Consider the following 20,600-nt stretch of genomic DNA (forward strand, 5'->3'; position numbering starts at 1 on the left):
ACAGGTAAATCTAATGAAGAAATACATCATTAACAGAAGAATAATTCTTTTGACCATGAAATTCGGATTCTTTCCAATCATCATGTTATGGATATGTATGGGGGTAGTCAATGCCGGGAAAGTGTCCGGGCAGGAACTTCTCCAGCAACATGTGTCTCTGAACGTGTACGAAAAGTCTGTTCGTTCGGTACTTAAGGATATCGAAAAGCAGACCAAAGCACGCTTCGTATACAGTACACAGGTAATTTCAGCGTCACAAAAAGTTACCCTCCGTGTTTCCGGCGTAAGCCTATCTTCCGCACTCCAGGATTTGCTCAGTCCACTCAATCTGACCTACAAAGTTTCTGGTCCGCATATCGTGCTGGATAAGGCTCCCAACGGGGAGGAAGAAAAAAAGGTCGCGGCCCATACAGGCAGGCGGATTAAGGGTGTGGTGACCGATGAAAAGAATGAGGCTATGCCAGGAGTGAGCATTGTGGTGAAAGGAACGCAGCAGGGAACCGTCACGGATGCCACAGGAAGTTACCAGCTTGACGCAGATGAATCTGCCGTGTTGATATTCAGCTACATTGGTTATGTAAGCCAGGAAGTGAAGGTCGGCAACTTGTCTTCATTGCATATCAGACTGGCCATTGACACCAAATCTCTGAACGAAGTTTTGGTTATCGGTTACGGTAGTACCACGAGGAGAGACCTTACCGGTTCTGTATCCTCCATCTCTTCCAAAGACTTTAAGAATCATCCGATGAACGATTTTTCGCAGGTACTTCAGGGCAGAGCACCAGGGATTGCGGTGACCAACACTACCGGTGCGCCCGGGCAGCTGGCCAAAATACGGATAAGAGGAGCCAACTCAGCCACAGGAAGCAATGACCCTTTGATCATCGTGGATGGAATTCCGGCTACGTATGAGATCAACGTCAACGACATCAAGTCAGTAGAAATATTAAAGGATGCATCAGCCACAGCGATTTACGGATCAAGAGGAGCCAATGGAGTTATCCTGATCACCACACTTCGGGGAGACTCGGGCGCACCACGGATTACCCTTACTTCCAATGTGGGCATCAGCAAAGTCCGCAAGATGTATGATCTGCTGGAGGCTGCCGATTACGCAGCATTAGCCAATATTACTTATGGTTCTCCAAAATTTACTACCGATCAGATTTCTGCCTTTCGCCAGAATGGAGGTACCGATTGGCAAAAGGAGATATTCAGGACTGGCCTCAGCCAGAACTACCAGGTATCCGTTTCAGGAGGTTCGGATAAAGTCAAATACCTGGTTTCGGGTAATTTAATTGATGAAAAAGGAACGCTGATCAACACGGATCGTAAGAAATATTCGTTCCGGACCAACCTGAACGCCGATTTCGGCAAGCGTCTAACGATGGGTTTTGATATCAATTTTCAGAGGAATGAAAGAAACAATCCGGACATGGGCAACGGAGGGTCCAAGGCAAACCCCATTTTCCAAAGTCTTCTGTGGTCTCCGACTTCCTCTGTTTACAATGCAGACGGTACTTACAATAAAGCGGATCCTTACGGGGCCTTAGGGCAAAATCCGGTTCTGCTGGCCAAAGAGCCCGTGGACAAGGTGTACACGCAGGTGATTTCTTTAAACACCAATCTTAAGTACCAGATTCTGGAAGGATTGTCGGTTAGCGGAATCGCGAGTCTGAGTAAAACCAGTGCGGAGGGTCGCAGTGCCATCAATGCGCAGCTATCAACAAGTACATCTGCAACCAGGACGTTTGATGACAGGCTGAACTGGCAGGTAGATGGATTAGTGAATTATGAAAAGAATTTTTTTGCCAAACATTCCCTTTCGGCAACCGGTGGTGTCGAGGCGTTTGTCACACAATCGGATAATTTTTCTACCACTGCCGCCGGAATAACCGATTATTACAACCTGGGTACAAGCTCGAGCGTATCGTCCACGAGTGGCTATGGATACGCATCTCTCCTGTCCTATTTCGGAAGGCTGAACTATAATTTTGCAGGAAAATATTTCATTACCGCCACGTACAGGGCCGACGGTTCTTCAAAATTCAGAGATGAAAATAAATGGGGATTTTTCCCTTCCACAGCGGTAAGCTGGCTGGCCTCGGAAGAAGATTTTGTAAAAAATCTGAATGTTTTTGATAACCTGAAAATAAGGGCGAGCTGGGGGATTACAGGCAATCAGGCGGTTAAATCTTATGCCACACTTTCTTCGCTGGGTACCACACGTTATGCTTTTGGGTCTTCAACGCGGTACTCCGGTACCAGGCCGTCTTCCCCCGCCAATACCAGCTTGCGATGGGAAGAAACCACACAAATGGATGTTGGGATTGATTTTTCCATCCTGAAAAACAAACTATCCGGGTCGTTCGATTTTTTCAGTAAAAAAACGGAAGGCGTCTTGCTGAACAAACCCATTGCGCTGTATGATGGTGGCTACAACACCTTGCTCAACGTAGGCCGGATAGATAACAAAGGATTTGAACTAAGTCTCGACTATCGGGCGGTAGAAGTACGGAATTTCGGCTGGGCCGTTAATTTCAATTTTACAACACTCCGAAATAAGGTTGTGAACCTTGGACCGGACACCAAAATCTTTGGAGCCCTCTACGGGTCCGGCATTATGAACACGAGTGCTTTCGTTCTGCAGGCAGGCAATCCCATGGGATCCTTCTGGGGCATGCGGTACCTGGGTATCTGGAGCGAGGCGGAATCGGATCAGGCCATGGCCTTCGGAAACAAGCCGGGCGACTCGAAGTATCAGGACATTAACAACGACAAGATTATTAATGCAAGCGACTACCAGATTATCGGGAACTCCAATCCCAAGTTCAGCTGGGGACTCAACAACGCTTTCACCTATAAAAACTGGGCGCTCGATGTTTTGATCCAGGGCGTTGAAGGGCGCAAGGTGTATAATATGACCTATGCCACTGCGGCTGTTTTGGTACCGGATTCAAGAACCATTACACTCCAAGAGGCGGCCGACATCTGGACGCCCTCCAATCAGGATGCTCAATGGCCTGCTGTGAGTACGACCAATACCAATTATATGAATTCATCGCGATGGCTGCAGGATGGCAGCTACGTCAAGGTCCGCAACATCAGTATCAACTATACCATTCCCAGGCGCGTAACAAAGGTTGGGGATATAAAGCTGTCTCTCAGCGGACAAAACCTGTTTACCATTACCAGGTATCAGGGGTTTGATCCTGAGGTTTCATCCTCAGGCAATAGTGATCTTGACTCAGGGATAGATTTTGGCGTTTATCCGACGTCCAAACTGATCACTGCCGGCCTCATGTTAAACTTCTAATTCGTATGCTCATGAAAAAGTATATTATCTATTTCTGTCTTGTTTACGGCTTGTTTTCATGCTCAATACTGGAGGAGAAAAACAAAGGGCTCCTCACGCCTGAAACCTACTATACAACTCCTGAACAGCTCGAGGCATCGGTGGTAACGGTGTACAAGCAGCTGACGACCATCTACGAGCGGACCGGACGCGGAACATGCGCCATGTTCGGAGCCGATGACGTCACTACTTCTAAGGTTAATGTGGACATACTTGAATATGAGATATTTAAACCAACCGGAGCAAATACATCTTTAACCAACTGGTGGGGACAGTCGTACAAGGGCATCAATTTTGCCAATAATATCATCGTCAATTCAGCAAAGGTGCCTGATTCCGATGCTAAAAAGTATGCGCTTGGCCAGGCTTATTTTGGCAGGGCCTGGTTTTACTTCTTTTTGGTAAGGATTCACAACAAGATACCGCTCATTACGGATCTCACAGTGCATTCGGACCTTACTGCGTCTGAACCCAGGGAAGTTTATGAGTTGATTATTTCTGACCTTAAAAAGGCAGAAGAGATGCTCCCTGATGCCTGGACCGACTACAAGGCAAAAATGGGTGTGACCAGTGGAGCGGCCAAGGCGGCTTTGTCTCTGGTGTACCTGAATATGGCCGGATATCCTTTGAAGGATGAATCCAAATATGCACTGGCCGCTGAAAAAGCAAAAGAAGTTATAGACAATGCGAACCGCTGGGGGTATAAGCTCGTTGCCAACTATGCCGACCTTTGGAAAAATGTTAGGTTCAATGATGAAATCGTTTTCGGGTTGTATTACAATGACAAGAATGGAGATGCCAACCAATCCGGCCCCTTATGCGGATCCCCTTCTGAGTACGCAGGATGGGACTACTTTTTTGCTGAACTGAACTTCTTCAAAGCTTTTCCGGCAGGCCCCCGCAAAGATGCCACCTTCTGGACCAAGTTTCCTATCTTGAATTCCAACGGAACCGTTACGATAAAGGACTGGACAGAAATTCAGCAAAAACGCCCTTACTACAAAAAGTATATTGAATGCGACAACTTTGACTGGAATAAACCCTGGATCAATGTGGGCTGGACATCAAGCCGTACCAATCAGGTCATCCGGTTTGCCGAAGTACTGCTCATCTACGCAGAGGCGAAGGCGATGTCGGGGGCACCGGATGCCACAGCTTATGCTGCCATCAATAAGGTAAGAAACCGGGCCGGACTTGCCAACCTTACCGCTGGTTTATCCAGAGAAGCTTTCAGAGATTCGGTCATTGCCGAACGGGGCTGGGAGTTTGCCGGACTGGAGCCTAATGCAAGCCGCTGGTTTGACCTCGTGCGCACTGAAGGAGTTGAAAAAGCTGCCGCCAACCGCGACGCAAGCGAAATACAACTGGCCGTAAAACCTACGAAATCCAATTATTTTGCTCCCATACCCGATAGCGAACTATTACTGAACCCGAAGCTGGCAGAGTAGTTTCCTGATAGTTATAAAACTGAATAGTCAATTTTATTTAAAAGCCGTTAAATAGCCAATGGTATGTTATTAGTAGCAGGTAAACGATACAGGCGTTTATGGCTATGGGGTGGTATTTTTTTGCCCTTCCTGGTTTCTTGCAAAGTTAGCAGTACCCATCAGTTGCAAGAAAAAAAGCCCCGGGTGATCGCCTTCTTCGGTTCTTCGGTCTGCAGGGGAAGCGGCGATGAAGAAAAGCTGGGTTATGCTGGACGGTTCGCCAGGCGCCTTGACACCCTCCGGTGGAAATATGTCAATGTTTCTATTGGAGGCGACAATACCATCAGGCTACAGCAACGCATCCGAAAGGACCTCTATCCACAACATCCGGATTATGTGGTAATAGGGCTGTCATTGAGCAATGAAGGCATTGTTCAGCCAACGGATGCGGAACGCCACCGGATTTTGGAAAGGTTCAGAGCAGGGCTTCTCCGAATGGCCGATAGCGTACGGGTCATGGGTGCCGTTCCGGTATTTACCAATTGTTATCCCCGAAATTCATTCTCGGAAGAGTATTACCAGATCACCCGTCAGATGAATGGCATCATCAATGAATGGCCCGTACCCAGTATCAACCTGCTGGGTACGGTCGATGACGGTACGGGAAAATGGGTAAAAGGGTTTGAATATAACGGTGGACATCCGAACGCCCTTGGCTACGAAGAGATGAGCCGTGCCGTCGTTCCCACACTTTTTGATGCACTGGAAGCAAAAAAGCCGGTGCCTTATAGAAACTGGACGAGCGATCACACACGCTTTTTCAACATACGCAATACAACTCCTGTGTTACAGGTCACCACCGATACACTCATCCGTTCCTTTTCCGAAAGCTTTATGTTTCAGGTAGCAGGTGAGGGTGTAATTGCGGCCGTGATGCACAGGAGCGGTGTTTCAGTCATTAAGTGGGAAGGCGGGAAAGTGATTTATCAAAGCGGGTCGCTAAGTACACATCTTTCCGTTCCGGAGGTTACCCGGGGACAATGGGTTTACCTGACGTTGGCGCACAGGCATGCGGCGGGAGAGACTTTTTTGTATATCAACGGAAAAGAGAGTAATCCCGTTAAAGAGAGGCTTAAACCAAATGCTTTTTTGCTGGGAGGCTTTCCTGGTAATCCGGCAGGCGTACCCGACTCACTGTCTTTCAAGGATTGGATGATACATCGTTCCGCATTGAACGCCAGTGAGGCATCCGACTACATGAAATGGAAAATGCTCAGGTCCAGTCTGGAAATGTATGCTCCTCTCTCAGAGATAATCACAACGCCGGTAACCGAGTTGCGGAACGAAGCCCAGAGTTTTACGCGGGTTCTCTTAGGAAAGGATGCAAAATTTCAGGTGGTGAGATTGGGCATGCAAAAGGATTTATAAAAACAACTAACATGGTTTCAGGACGTATTCCTTCACTTTATAAGATCATTTTTTTCGCCTGGTTAGCCGGGCTATGCTCCCAGGTGCTTGCACAGGAGGTATATGCTCCCACACCAGCTGCCGATTTGTCGAAACTCAAAACAGGGCATCCAAGGATATTACTTCTGAAAGGAGAAGAAAAGCGAATTTTAGATCAGGTACAAAAACATCCGCAATGGCGGGCCGTGCATGAAGCCATTTTGCACGAGTGTGATACCATACTCGGATTGGCTCCTTTGACCAGGGAGATGACCGGCAAAAGACTTTTGGGTGCCCAGGAATGTCTGCGAAGGGTATTTCAGCTGTCTTATGCCTACCGGACCACGCGCAACCCGGCCTATCTGAACAGAGCAGAAAATGAAATGCTTTCAGTAGCGAGGTTTTCTGACTGGAACCCGTCCCATTTTCTGGATACGGCTGAAATGACGATGGCCGTGGCAATCGGATACGATTGGCTCTACCATGATTTGCCCGCTGCAACGAAAGATACCCTGCGTCTTGCTCTGGTTGAGAAGGGTATCAGAATCTCCTTTGACAGCAAATACAACAGGTTCGTCACCTCCGAACACAACTGGAATCAGGTTTGTAATTCGGGGATGGTTTTTGGTGCGTTGGCGATAGCTGAAGACGAGCCGGAATTGGCACAAAATATTATAAACCGCGCATTACAAAGCGTGCCAAAAGTGATGAATGCCTCCTACAAGCCAGATGGTGCTTACCCGGAAGGATACGCGTACTGGGAATACGGAACAAGTTTTAATGTGTTACTCATCAGTGCTTTGGAGAAGGCGCTAGGTGAGGATTATGGACTATCTGCCATGCCCGGTTTTCTTAAAACCGCTGCATTTATCCTAAATATTACCGGCCCTATCAATGAAGTACACAACTGGGGCGATTGTGGCGAAAAGTTGGCAGGATTTAGTCCGGCGTCGTTTTGGTTCGCATCAAAAACCGGTGACAATTCGGTTCTTTTTCAGCAGACGCAGTTCATGAATACCCGGAAGGCACCCGGGCAGGTTACCAACCGGCTTTTACCGGCGGCGCTGATATGGGGAACACAGCTTGACATTTCGCGAATAAAAAAGCCGGAGAAAAAAGTTTGGATAGGACAAGGCACTAACCCAGTAGGTTTTATGAGGACTTCCTGGACCAATCGTAACGCCATCTTTATCGGGTTCAAAGCAGGTACACCCGATATGAGCCATGGCCAGATGGATGTAGGCTCCTTTGTGCTGGATGCCTACGGTGAAAGATGGGCGATGGATTTCGGTTCTCAGGATTATTATAGCCTGGAAAGGAGGGGAGTAAGAGTGTTCGGACATACGCAAGATGCCCAAAGATGGCAGATCTTCAGATACAATAACCTGGTTCACAATACACTTACTATAAACGGACAGCATCAGCGGGTAGATGGCTATGCCAAAATCGACAACTGGTCGGAAAGCTCCAGCCGCATGTCGGTTATCTCAGATATCAGCACGGTATATCGGGGGCAGTTGCAAAGCGCCAAACGCGGTATATCCATCATCGACAACCGTGAAGTCGTGATTCGGGACGAAGTAAAAGCCCCTGACCGCAATACCACATTGAGATGGACGCTGTTAACACCTGCCCATGTAAAAGTTCTGGACAAAAAGACCGTAGAACTGACGCAAAATGGTAAAACAATGTATCTGATTTTTGACTCTGAACTTCCCATATCTATCAAGACCTGGCCGACTACGCCTCCCAAAGACTACGATGCACCTAATCCCGGTACCGCTTTGGTAGGTTTTGAAGCCAATATCCCTGCAGGCACGGAACAGTATTTCAATACCTTTTTCTCCAAAAACAGAACAGGTTTTCCTCCTATTGGAAAACTGGATAGCTGGAATGGCAAGTAGGAAGTCGGGGTGATTTTTAGAAATGACCATCATGGTAAAACTTGTTAATCAGTGATTTAAAAAACTTATGCGTAAATTGTTCCGACATAGCTTTTTGTTTTTACTCCTTTGCCAAGCCTCAGTTATGGCACAGGGCAACTGGGGGATACTACGTAACGGCAATGAACTGATCATACAAGCCGGTATCCTGGAAAGAAAGATCAGGATGAGTGATCTGGTAACCTCTGCGGTGTCCGTTTCCGGATCAGAGGTGGCGAAAGACAAAGGCAGCGGCTTTTCGGTCTCGCTTTGGAAAGCCAGCCCGAACGTCATGCCCATGGGGATTTCCCACACCGGCCAGGCAGGCGTGGAGCAAAGTGAAACGATTCAGGACCAAACCGATGCGCTGCATTTAAAAACAGGAAAAGCGCTTGTTGAACAAAACGTAAAGTGGGTTGATTCCTTGCGGGTAAGCGGAAGCAGCTTTCGTACCATTTTCGATGAATATTACGTCACGGTTTCCGCACCGTACAGCGAGAAAAAAGAACTGATCATTCGTTTTCGTGGCTCGTCCCAATCAGGCTGGCAACATCTTTCGGCTGAGGTGATCTACGAAATCTATCAAGGATTCCCGGCAATCCGAAAAAAGATAAGGTTTCACAACAACAGTGCACAGTGGATTAAAATCAGCCATTTGGTGCTTGACGATATTGCGGTAATGACCGGTGTGCAGACCAGAACATTGCTGACGCCTCAGGAAAGAGGAGTCGGATCGAGTATTGTGGCATTCAGTGACAAGTCCTTTGAAACGGGAATACTGGTTGTCAACGAAATACCTTCCATGTTACGTACCATCTCTGACCAGGGTGCCGCCGGTTACTCCAGCGAATATTTTGAGTGGGTCATTGGCCCATCGGAAAGTTTTGAATCTGAACCGGTTTTCATGTATGCCTTCAGTGGTAAGTCCTATCCGACCGTTTCGGCCGTTTCAACGGCGCTGGACCGCTGCGTGGAGGCTGATTTTAAGCGATTTTTAAAAAAACACGTTTTGCTTCCGTTCCCCTCAGAACGTACCCCTGCGCCGCTCTGGTGCTCATGGACCAATTATGCCGCCGGGGTAAATGAAGGAAATATGCGGCAGGCGGCAGCTATTGCCGAACGAATGGGATTCAAATGTTTTCAGATAGATGCCGGATGGTACGATCAGGGCCCCGGCGGTGGCTGGGCTCCTTCCAGTAGAAATCCGAATCTTTCCAATTTTCCTGACCTGAAAAGTTTTGGCAATTATCTGCATAACAAAGGCATGAAGCTTGGGCTGTGGGTTTCCGTTTTTCGGAATGAGAAACAAAGCGATGACCTGACCGCCATGCCGGGAGCCGCCAGCCTGCCTTTGATCCGGCGAAGCGGTGGCGTAGGAATGAGCCTGGCAAGTTCCTGGAAAGACTACTATGCCCAGGACCTGATATATCTGCACGATACCTATGGAGCGGTCTATTTTAAGCAGGACCTGAGTAATATCTGCTATGGCGACATAGCCATGGGACATGACAGCCGAACGCTCAAAGAATCTTACTTACGCGGCCTGCGGGGATTACTGGCTGCCCAGGACAAAGTTCATCAGTCGGCACCGAATGTCTTTCTTCAGTTGTCGCATGAAATTTACTGGAAAACTCCCGGCCCGCCCGGGGACGTTGCCGTGCTGAAACATGCAGACTCCTACCACGCTGCGCCCAATGAATACTGGGGAGCCGGGAATCGTAGCAAGCTCGTTTCCACCGATTGGAATTATAAGCCCGACAGCCTCTCCCGCGCTTTGCTAAAAGGAGCATTCCGGGCAAGAAATCTCTTGTACAAGCACAGAGGCCTGCCTTTGGACAGAATAGAGGTATTCGGAGCAGTAACTACCAACTTTAACGGGAGTTTATCCCCAAAAATCCTTGACAGGCAGATTTGCAGCTGGATGATGGGATCACCTTTGTCTTTCTCGGGTGACCTCACCTCGTTAACAGATCAGAACATAGCACAATATCGTCTCCGATTCGACGCCTTCGCGCGGATGCAGGCATCATACAATATTTACGCTCATTTCCAGTACAGTGGCGTTCCGGCACCGTCCGATTCCGATTGGCATTGGTGGGGAAAGCTGAATGAGCAGGGACATGGCGTGGTGGTGGTGTTACGGGGAACCGACGGACTGCCTTCACGAAAAATCAATATCCCGTGGGTAGCTCCCCATAACAGGTATCGGGTTCGATTATCTTTTTCAGGCAGGGATCTGGGTTTTTTTACCGGAAAACAATTACAGCAAGGAAGGCTGGAACTGGAACTGCCTGTGCTGAGCCAGGAGGTAATAGAGCTGTCTGAGAAATAGTAACAACCGGCAAAATGCTCTTCTGATTCATAAAAAACAAAAATTCAAGCCGGCGCCAATGTCAGTACTACGTAACCTCCTTCTGCTAGCCGCAGCCTTACTGCTCAGCCAATGTCAAGCAGGGAAAACTACCACGAAACCACTGTTTCCAGCTTTCAGTGAGCATTACGACGACGTAAAAACTTCCTCAGCCATGTTTGGCGTCGCCGACATGAAATTCGCTTTCAGGGGTAAAACCAAATCTGATTTTGAGAAATGGCAAAATGCTTTCAGACCCGAGCTAAAGAAAACCCTGGGGCTGGCTATTCTGGAAACTCAGTTGGCGGGTTTTAAACCCAGGGCCGAAAGGATATCGTCTGAAGATATTGGATTTGCCATACGGGAGAAATGGCGGATCTGGACTGAACCTACGGTCCCATTACCCTTTATTTTACTTCGTCCGAAAGGGCCGGAACGGCAGCGTGGACTTGTTATTGCACCACATGGGCATTCGAAAAATACGGAGATGTACGCCGGTATTTATTATAACGATCATGACAAGGAACACGCTGAAGCTGGGGAAAGAGATGTGGCCATACAGGCCGTGAAGGAAGGATATATCGCAATAGCACCTACTGCAAGGGGGTTCGGGGAGACCCGAACGGCAACAGACCTGAAAGCTGATGCCGACAGATCATGCAGAACCTTGCTCCTGCACAATATTCTGGTGGGTCGCACAGCGGTTGGCGATCGTGTATGGGATGTTTCGAAGATTATCGACTGGGCACTGGCGGAATTACACATTGATCCCAAAAAAATAGTTGTTACCGGAAATTCGGGCGGAGGCACCACTACCCTTTTCGCTGCGGCCTGTGACACACGTATTGCTGCGGGTATTCCAGCCTCCTACTTCAATACGTTTTCGGGCAGTATCGGTACATTCCGGCATTGTGAGTGCAACTACATTCCAGGTATTTTAAACCTGGGAGAAATGGGTGACATCGCAGGGCTAATTGCTCCCCGGCTTTTTTGTGCGATCAACGGAAAGCTCGATAAAAATTTCCCGATCATAGAAGCACGGAAGTCTTTTCAGCGTGCGAAGGATATCTATCAGGTGGCCGGAGCGCCCGGTAATTGTGAGTTCTATGAAGGTGCCGAAGGGCACAGGTATTACAAGGCCGGAGCCTGGCCCTTTTTAAACAGGCATTGGGGAGGAGCCTTTTGACCTGCCGGATGCAGTCTAAACCCTGACAAGTTGATTCATAATAACCAAACAATCAACACTTAATTTTAAACATTCCTTATTCGTTGAATATGCGCCGCTTCCCACTGTTTTTGATATTCATTGCCTGTATAAAAGGCCACCTGGTTTCCGGCCAGTCGGCAGGGAAGGAGACGCTGGATCTTACTCTTTTTAAGATTTCCTGGTCGTCGTCACACGTTGATTCCTGGCAGTATACGCTTGCGAACGGCGAACGGCTCCGGCTTCGTTTACCCGTTTTTGAAATAAATGGGAAGGAAACGCCCGTTATCCTGCAATACCTGCGAGCGGCTGGTGCCGTGCAAGCCTTACCCAACGGCGTGAAGGAATACCTTTATGAAGGGCCTTTTGAAGCGAATGCCGGTTTACGCTTTCAGATGAAAATCCGGGCAGCGGCGGACAATCCCATCGTCCGCTTCAGCTACTCGTTAAAAGCCGGAAACGCCATCTTATCCCAAAAAACAGGAAAGAATCAGCTCACCTATCTGTCTGCGTCTTTGCAGGATTTTTCAAAAGTGAAGGAAGTACGGCTTGCCGTTTTTAATGAAATGATCCATTCCTGTAACCTTTCGGAAGTACCGGTTACCAGGGCTGATTTTGAGAATGGCGGATCTGCTGCCGGGCCCGTTTTAGTTGCCGCCAACGGGAAATCATGCTTTTTACTGGCTTATGAACATGACTCCATGTATCCGAACCGGTTCCTGGAATACCGGTTTGGGGAAGACAGTACTGCCAGCCTTACGGCCGTCAAGGGTAACTATTATGAAGGACAACAGGCCGATGGTTATTCCACGATATGGCTGGAAGCTGGCGGAGTTGCTGGTGATGAAGAGAAGCTGGCTGCTGATTATCGTCGGTTCATGGCACAATACATTTCTCAAAATATGGAGAGCCGCAAACCCTACATTTATTACAATACCTGGGGGCGTCAGGAGAGGGACAAATGGGCGGGTGGCCAGTATCTTTCCAACATGAATCTGGAATACACGTTGAAGGAAATAGACCGCGCCAGCGACATGGGTATAGAGGTATATGTAATTGATGCAGGCTGGTTTGATAAGACAGGCGACTGGGGTATACATCCGAAGAATTTCCCAGATGGTTTTCGTCAGATCCGAAGAAAAGCAGAGGGTTATGGCATGAAGCTGGGTGTATGGATGGACCCGGAAAAAGCTGCTGTGTCAAGCCGGGCTTTGCAGCAAAACAAAAAGTACCTGAAGACCTCCAACGGCAAACACGGACAGCCTTCGCCCGTTTGGGAGACGGAAGAAAGCGTGGATATGTGCCCGGTGAGTCCCTACTGGGAATATTACGCGGCCGAATTGATCCGTCTCTATAAAGAAACGGGTATCCATTATTTTTATTTGGATGGAGTAGGCCAAACAGGCTGCGACGATCCCGGTCATTTCCACGGTACATCTTCCAATACACGGGAAGAGCGGCAGCAATCGTATGGTTTTCTGATACCGGTTTTTTTGGGTAAAATCATAGAGAAAGTAAGTGCTGCCTGTCCTGCAGTTATTTTCGATTTCGATGTTACCGAGGCCGGGAGGATTGGTGCCGGTTTGCAGTTTCTGGCCTCGGGACGCTACTTTATCCTGAACAATGGCCCCTATTACCATAATTTCGATCTTACCAAAAAGGGGAGCAGCCTTTTGCCCAACGGCAACCGGAATATCTTTGTGCAGCCGGGACCCGCCCGAACCTGGTTTATGCGTTCGGTACTGGACTATGACAAATGGATTCCTTCCAATTTGTTCCTGGCCAACTATCAGCCCGACGATCCCGGAAGTTCTCAGATCATTAACCTGGCTTCGCTGGTATTGGGGCAGAACTCGATTTGGGGAGATATCCTGAAAACATCTCCCGAAGGCGTAGGGCGATTTGCCAAAATACTGAGCAAATACAAAGAGGTCAGGGATGATATCGCGAAGGCAGATCCCGTACGGGTAGGAAGGCCTGGTGATACACCGGAGATTTACGAAAAAATAAACCCTTTAACCGGGAAAGGGGTGGTTGTTATTTTTGCCAATGCAAAAGGGCAGTTTTCCTACATTACCAGAGGTAAGGTAAACCACCATTCCTGGACCAATGAAGGCGCGACTGTCAAAAAAGGAGCAAACGGCCATGCCCAGATTGATGTTACGTTTGAAGAAGCATCTGCAAAGATTATATTCTTTGGGGTGAACAATGGCTCGTAAACATCAGATTTAGATGGTAGATGTCCTTATTCATTCACCAGGAAATGAACAATTCTGCAGGCGTTACCGGTACCTTTTTCATTTTTATCCTGTAAAATTTCGACATGTAAAATATGCTTGCCGGAAGAGAGTTCATCTGCCAGCATCAGATACCAGGGAAGATGTAACTGGGTGCTCCACCGGGTAAACAGATCCAGCGACTGCACTTTTTTCCCATCTATGGTATAGGCAATCTTTCCGGCGTCTGCCCCTGAAATGATTGCTATCCCAACGGCCCGGCCTTTAAATTCGAAGTCGAACGATGAACCCGGCGCTTCGCCTACCAGCATGGGTACTTCTACAAATCCAGCTCTGGTGGATGTTTTGTCCTTCGGTTTCCAGTTTGGATCTACGGCAAAACCTTTTAACTTTTTGGCTTCCGTAACAGGATGATACCGCGCCTTTTCATACGAAAATCTGTCAAGAGACGCAGGCAGCTTACCTGAGCCATTATCAGCAGGGGTACGTTTCAGCAATTCCTTGATGGTCTGAAAATAAACTTCCTGCCCATATGGAGAAGGATGTAGATCCTTAAAATCATATTTCCAGGAAAACTCTCCGGCCGCGATACGGTCATGCACTTCTTTGGCCAGATTGATATAGGAAGCACCATAATGTTTGGCAACCCTCTGATGAACAGACACTTCAACAGGTACCCTACCCGCATCATAATCTTCATTCTTGGCCGGTTCCGCAAATGCCATCAGTACCACATCCGCGTTTGGATTTTTGAAATGCATTTGCCTCAAAATTCCCTCCAGCGCTTTTACCTGCGCCTTTTCGCTAAACCCATTTCCCCTATCGTTCACGGCAGCTTCTACAAACAGCAGGTCAGGAGTGCCTTTTGCAAGTACATCCCTTTCAAATCTGAAAGCATGGGGTGTACTTCCAAGCGAAGGAATACCGGCTGCAATGAAGGTAAACTCAGTATCTGGAAATTTCTCCCGCAGGTATTGAGCGGTTTTGGTGCGCCATCCCGGATTGTAGGTAATTGATCCGCCCAGAAAAGCAACTGTTCCCTTACGTTCATTTTTAAATTTGGCAAAAGCGCGGGAAAGACCTGCGTTAACTTCGATATAAGGTGTACGATCTACCGGCCTAAGGACAGGGACACTATTGTGATAAATGAAATTGGCGAGTAAATCCGGCCTTTCAATCGGAAAATGATGGCCATCCAGCTTTTGTTCTCCGCGGGTCATGGGATAAACACTGGCCGGTCCGCCCAGTTTAGTATAGTTTTGGATGAGTATATCCGAATTTTCCGAAGGCGGAACAATTTTATCGTTCAACCCGATCACGTGCAGAATGGGTACTTTAAATGCTGCAAGTCCTTCCAGATCTTTCAGGGGGATATCTGTAAAATTACCGGCCTGCTCTTCGGTGAGTTTATACTGGCTGAGCCATGACGCCCAGTCCTTTTCAGACCCAGGCCCTTTGCCTTTTCCTCCTGGCCAGCTGCGGGGATCGCATACGGGCGCTTCCGCATAAATACAGCTTATCTTATCTGGATTTCGTTTGGCCCAGTTATATACATATAATCCGCCGCGGCTCACGCCCTCAAGCGCCACTTTGGGAGCAAACTGTTTTTGCTTTACCAGGAAGTCGTAAAAGTTATCCCAAACCTGCATAGCTTCGGGATTCCCGAACATATCATTGGTGTTGACATATACCACATGAAACCCGCGTGACAGCAGTATACTGTCCATTTCGGTATGCCAGCCTGGAAAATGGGCACGCCATACCCATGGATTACCCGGCACAGGACTTTTTGGTTTTACATACCAGGCTTCCCGGTTTTCAAATTTGAAGGATACCTTTTCAAAGCCTTTCCAGTTTGATGAAACAGTTGCCGGAACACTTCCGGACTGAGCAAAAACGGACAAGTAACCTATCAACTGGATGTAAATTGCAAGCGCTGTTATCTTTTTCATATCTCGGAAAAGCACAGCAAATGCCATTTTTACCGCTTGAAAAGGCGGTTTATTAACAGTAAGCGGGGCACTGTCCGATCATGTACTTTATTTTCCAAATAAAACTCGGGGAAACCGGAAAAATGGTTTCCCTCTCACACCGCACTTACATCCCTGCGTCATCCGAAGCCCCCAGGGCAAGGGCTCCCCAGTCCAGGTTATCTCTCCCCTTTGCCAGTGCCGATATAAAACGGTTCCTGACCAGGTCAGCTATGGGCATCGGAACATTTACTTTTGTGGCGGTCTGTAAAGTAAGATTAACGTCTTTCAGCCCTAATGGCAGTCTAAATGCTACCGGTTCATAGGCATGATTGGCAACGATTCTTCCGTAATTCTGAAAAATAGGGGCTGCAAAAAGTGTCTGGGTCAGCATCTCATAAATCTGCTGCCTGCCTATCCCACTCTTTTCAGCAACGGTAAATGCTTCAGCCATCATTTCAATGCTGGCACCAATCATAAAATTACCCAGCAGTTTCACCACATTAGCAGCTCCCGGGTCTTCCCCGAAATCATAAATACCCTTCACGAAATTTTGTAAAACGGGTTTCACTGCTTCCCTGGCCTTCGCATCCCCAGAAATACATATATTTCCTACCTTGGCCACCACAGCCTCGGGCCGTGCAAAAATAGGGGCTGCAACATAAGACGACCCCGCGGCAGTATGTAATCCTGCCAATTTCCGAGATGTATCGGGGGAGATGGTGCTCATGGAAATATGAATTCCGCTACCCAGTTTTTCAAGAAACCCGGCCGAAACAACTTCCTCCAGCGCAGCATCGTCTGCCAGTACCGATATTACCAAGGCACCCGGAGTAATTGCATCTACCAGGTTTTCTGTTTGTTTAGCACCAAGGTCTACCAAAGGTTTTGCTCTGGATGCTGTCCTGTTCCAGACTGTCAGGTGATAACCTGCTTGTAACAAATTTTCTGCTATGGGTGTCCCCAGGTTTCCCAAACCAAGAAATGCTATCTGTTTTAAATCCATTTGTACGCAATTTTCAACGTTGACTTTATACTCAGTAATGATATCTATACCTGAATGACCCCGACATTGAAGGGTTTTTCAACCGGTGCCTGGTTTGCTGCTTCAATACCGGCTGAAATAATCCGCCGCGTATCTGTAGGATCAATGATCCCGTCAACCCAAAGACGTGCCGCTGCATAGTAAGGGGAGAGTTCCTGATTATACTTGGCACTGATATCTTCCAGAATCTGTTTTTCAGTTTCGGCAGTAATCATTTCCCCTTTTGCCTTTAAGGCCGCCGTCTGTATCTGCAAGAGCGTTTTAGCCGCACTGGCGCCGCTCATCACAGCCATTTGTGCCGTTGGCCAGGCAAATATCAGCCTGGGATCATAGGCCTTTCCGCACATGGCATAATTCCCCGCTCCATAGGAATTCCCAACGATGAAAGTAAATTTGGGCACTACGGAATTGGCTACGGCGCTCACCATCTTGGCTCCATCTTTGATAATCCCACCTTGTTCTGCCCTGCTGCCTACCATAAAACCCGTAACATCCTGAAAGAACACCAGCGGTATCTTCTTCTGGTTACAATTCATGATAAATCTGGCCGCTTTGTCAGAGGATTCCCCATATATTACCCCGCCCATTTGCATTTCCCCCTTGCCCGACTTCACCATTGTCCGCTGATTTGCCACAATTCCTACTGCCCAGCCATCCACCCTGGCATAAGCACAAATAATTGTTTTCCCGTAGTCAGGTTTATATTCGTCCAGCTCCGAGGCATCGGTAATGCATTCCAGAATCGGACGCATGTCATACGGCTTCAATCGGTCAACGGGTAAAATATCATATATTTCCTCAGGCAAACGGGCCGGAGTTACCGCGATGGTCCGGTTAAATCCTGCACTGGCCGGCTGGCCAATTTTGTCAATATACCGTTTGATCGCGTCCAGACAGCTTTTGTCGTCCGGGAATTTATTATCCGTCACACCCGAGATTTCGCAATGCATCGTCGCTCCGCCCAGTGTTTCAGAATCGATATCTTCTCCAATGGATGATTTGACGAGATAAGGTCCGGCCAGATAAACCGACCCGGTTCCTTCAACGATAAAGGCTTCATCGGACATGACCGGCAAATATGCTCCACCTGCCACGCAGCTTCCCATAATGGCCGATATCTGAACGATACCCATAGATGACATACGTGCATTATTTCTGAATATCCGTCCGAAATGCTCTTTATCCGCAAACACTTCGGCCTGCATCGGAAGATATACGCCGGCACTATCCACCAGATAAATCACAGGGAGCCGGTTTTCCATTGCAATTTCCTGAGCGCGCAGGTTCTTCTTTGCGGCAAGCGGAAACCATGCGCCCGCTTTCACAGTCGCATCGTTGGCCACAATAACGCATTGTCTCCCCGCTACATAACCTACCACTACAACCACACCTGCCGACGGACAACCACCTTCTTCCTCATACATATGATCCGCGGCAAAAGCTCCTATTTCCAGAAACCAGGAACCGTCATCCACGAGATAATCTATCCTTTCTCTGGCAGTAAGCTTACCTTTTTGGTGTTGTGTCTGTATTTTTTTTGTACCACCGCCCATTTTCACTTCATCATACTTCCGGTGAAGGGTTTCTAACAACTGGGATATCGTTTGTTGATGTGCCATAATTCCCTGGTGATAATTAATACAGAAATGTATAAAAAGCTTAGTCAAATAAAAAACGAAGGCCACCTACTGATGCAAGCGACCTTCGTTTTTTAGCGGCGGGAAATTCGGAACATCACGGCTATTTTATGACCGTAGCAGTGTCCAGCGGTGATTCCTTCGGGCCTTTATCCTTCTTGCCAAACACCGAAACATGCACGTATCTTTTAGGTTCTTCCCGGAAATTGGTCAGCAGTTTATTCAGGCTGACCATTGTTTTATTGAGGTTATTGTATAGTGTTTCATCCTTCACAAGTTTCCCGGCGGTACCGTTCCCGGCCTCCACACTGGCCAGTATCTGCCGTAGCTCTGCAATGGTTTTGTTTGCGCCCTGAATGGTCTCCCCCAGTCGCAACGCGTTGAGAGAATCAGCCAGGGTACTTGTTTTGGAAAGCAGCGGTTTTAACTCCTTTTCTGTCTCGACCAGCGAAGTGGTAAGTTTGTTAAGATTGCTGGTCATGGCCAGCAGGTTTTTCCGGTTCTCACCCAGCAGGCCCTGTAAGCTGTTTCCCGTCTGATCGTAGTTTTGCAGGACCTGGTTCAGTATTTTACCTGTTTCCGCAAAACCCATGACCACAATGTTCAGGTTACGGATCAGGGAGTCGGCATGGGTAACAACGGGTAACGCTTTTTCCTGCAGGAGCGCTGAAATTCCCGCTTCCTTACTTCCCGCCAGCGTGTCTTCTTCGTTCAGGATATTTGGAAGTGTACCCATCGACAAGCGAATCACCTTACCTCCCAGCAGGCCTCCGTCTGCGAGCAGCGCAGTTGAGCCACCCGGTAAGCGAATGCCTTTCTGAATATCCAGGGATACCAGCAGATGGTTTTTCCGATTTTGCAAAAGCTTTATTTCCTGTACCCTCCCTACATTCAAACCATTGAGCAGCACGGGGTTAGAGGCCGTCAACCCATCTATATTGTCATATATGACATAGTAACGGTGTGTTCTTGAAAAGAGATCTGATCCTTTAAGCAGATGAAACCCGAAATACAACATCACGATCGCGAACATTGCCATTATTCCGACCTTCGTTTCTTTTGATATTTTCATGGACTATACGATCGAAAGCCAGCGAGGCTTTCGCAGTGTTTTTTAATATTAAACCGGATAAGAACTACCTGTCCATATCTTTTTTGTAAGACTTAAATGCCTGTAAAATCGACTCGGCCACTTCTGCCTGCCCTTCTTCCGAACTTAAATACTCTTCTTCCTCAGGAGAAGATAAAAATCCTGTTTCAATTAATACGCTTGGCATGGCTGCCCGCCACAGTACCAGAAACCCTGCCTGTTTTACCCCTCTGCTCTCCCTGTCGGATACCGACTGAAACTTTTTTTCCACCAGATCGGCAAACCGAAGACTGCTTGAAATAAAAGCGCTCTGATAATTTGCCAGCATAATATGTGCAAGCGGCGAGTTAGGGTCAAAGCCCTTATATTTCTGCTTGTAATTGGTTTCCTGCAAAATTACAGAGTTTTCCCTTTTTGCAACTTCCAGATTACCTTCCGTTTTATGTAAACCCATCACGAAGGTTTCCGTTCCCTTTACACTATGCGAACGGGGCGTAGCATTACAATGTATTGAAATGAAAAGGTCAGCCTGATTCCGGTTTGCAAATGCGGAGCGTTCGCCAAGCTCTATAAAAACATCCGTAGAGCGCGTGTAGAGCACTTTTACCTCTGGCATTTCCTCTTTAATCCGACGGCCGAGTTCCAGAGCCACACTTAAAGCTACGTCTTTTTCTTTGGTGGTCCTACCCCTGGTACCCGGATCTTTCCCTCCGTGCCCTGCGTCAAGGACAACGGTATTCACTGTAGAAAGGGGTTTAATTTTATTTACCGGTCTTACCTCCGTAGTAGGATCATGAAAAGCAAAGGCCAGGGTAACTAACAGGAAACTTGCTGCAATGATGGTTTTAAGAACTTTTAACATTATTTTTCAGTTACGGCGGTACTCGTTCAAGCTTTCTCTGCTATTTTTGAGATTC

Annotated in this window: 12 protein-coding genes; 7 read left to right on the plus strand and 5 right to left on the minus strand. The window is 47.8% G+C overall.

From position 1 onward, the window contains the following. Positions 1–13 precede the first annotated feature (13 nt). The 7 genes from KOE27_RS21030 to KOE27_RS21060 all read left to right on the plus strand — a co-directional run bounded on the left by KOE27_RS21030 (position 14) and on the right by KOE27_RS21060 (position 13,923). Positions 14–3,316: a TonB-dependent receptor gene (locus KOE27_RS21030; RefSeq protein ID WP_215240755.1), complete on the plus strand. Its 3,303-nt coding sequence runs from the start codon at positions 14–16 to the stop codon at positions 3,314–3,316. A gap of 11 nt (positions 3,317–3,327) precedes the next feature. Beyond that, positions 3,328–4,803: a RagB/SusD family nutrient uptake outer membrane protein gene (locus tag KOE27_RS21035; RefSeq protein WP_215240756.1), complete on the plus strand. Its 1,476-nt coding sequence runs from the start codon at positions 3,328–3,330 to the stop codon at positions 4,801–4,803. Between the two features lie 63 nt (positions 4,804–4,866). Beyond that, positions 4,867–6,210: an SGNH/GDSL hydrolase family protein gene (locus KOE27_RS21040; RefSeq protein WP_215240757.1), complete on the plus strand. Its 1,344-nt coding sequence runs from the start codon at positions 4,867–4,869 to the stop codon at positions 6,208–6,210. Between the two features lie 11 nt (positions 6,211–6,221). Next, the gene (locus KOE27_RS21045) at positions 6,222–8,132 is read left to right on the plus strand and encodes a heparinase II/III domain-containing protein (RefSeq protein ID WP_215240758.1); all 1,911 of its coding nucleotides are present in this window, start codon (positions 6,222–6,224) and stop codon (positions 8,130–8,132) included. A gap of 124 nt (positions 8,133–8,256) precedes the next feature. After that, positions 8,257–10,482 carry an alpha-galactosidase gene (locus KOE27_RS21050; protein ID WP_215240759.1) on the plus strand — a complete coding sequence of 742 codons (2,226 nt, stop codon included), beginning with the start codon at positions 8,257–8,259 and terminating at the stop codon, positions 10,480–10,482. 58 nt (positions 10,483–10,540) lie between these two features. Then, positions 10,541–11,686: an alpha/beta hydrolase family protein gene (locus KOE27_RS21055; protein ID WP_215240760.1), complete on the plus strand. Its 1,146-nt coding sequence runs from the start codon at positions 10,541–10,543 to the stop codon at positions 11,684–11,686. An 89-nt stretch (positions 11,687–11,775) separates the two neighbouring features. After that, positions 11,776–13,923, plus strand: coding sequence for an alpha-galactosidase (locus KOE27_RS21060; protein ID WP_215240761.1), 2,148 nt, complete (start codon positions 11,776–11,778; stop codon positions 13,921–13,923). Between the two features lie 26 nt (positions 13,924–13,949). Here the strand turns inward: KOE27_RS21060 and KOE27_RS21065 are convergent, their stop codons facing one another. From KOE27_RS21065 to KOE27_RS21085, 5 genes are all read right to left on the minus strand, one after another. Continuing rightward, positions 13,950–15,893, minus strand: coding sequence for an SGNH/GDSL hydrolase family protein (locus KOE27_RS21065; RefSeq protein ID WP_215240762.1), 1,944 nt, complete (start codon positions 15,891–15,893; stop codon positions 13,950–13,952). Positions 15,894–16,038: 145 nt separating this feature from the next. After that, complete coding sequence (locus tag KOE27_RS21070; RefSeq protein WP_215240763.1) at positions 16,039–16,917, minus strand: NAD(P)-dependent oxidoreductase; 879 nt, start codon at positions 16,915–16,917, stop codon at positions 16,039–16,041. 44 nt (positions 16,918–16,961) lie between these two features. Further along, on the minus strand, positions 16,962–18,575 hold the full coding sequence (locus KOE27_RS21075; RefSeq protein ID WP_215240764.1) for an acyl-CoA carboxylase subunit beta: 1,614 nt from the start codon (positions 18,573–18,575) through the stop codon (positions 16,962–16,964). A 121-nt stretch (positions 18,576–18,696) separates the two neighbouring features. Then, entirely contained in the window at positions 18,697–19,665 is a 969-nt protein-coding gene (locus tag KOE27_RS21080; RefSeq protein WP_215240765.1) for an MlaD family protein, read from the minus strand. Positions 19,666–19,729: 64 nt separating this feature from the next. Beyond that, positions 19,730–20,545 (minus strand): N-acetylmuramoyl-L-alanine amidase family protein, encoded by an 816-nt coding sequence (locus KOE27_RS21085; protein WP_215240766.1) that lies wholly within the window; start codon positions 20,543–20,545, stop codon positions 19,730–19,732. Positions 20,546–20,600 lie beyond the last annotated feature (55 nt).

Origin of the sequence: Dyadobacter sp. CECT 9275 (genome assembly GCF_907164905.1) — a bacterium.
In the GTDB taxonomy this organism is placed as follows: domain Bacteria; phylum Bacteroidota; class Bacteroidia; order Cytophagales; family Spirosomataceae; genus Dyadobacter; species Dyadobacter helix.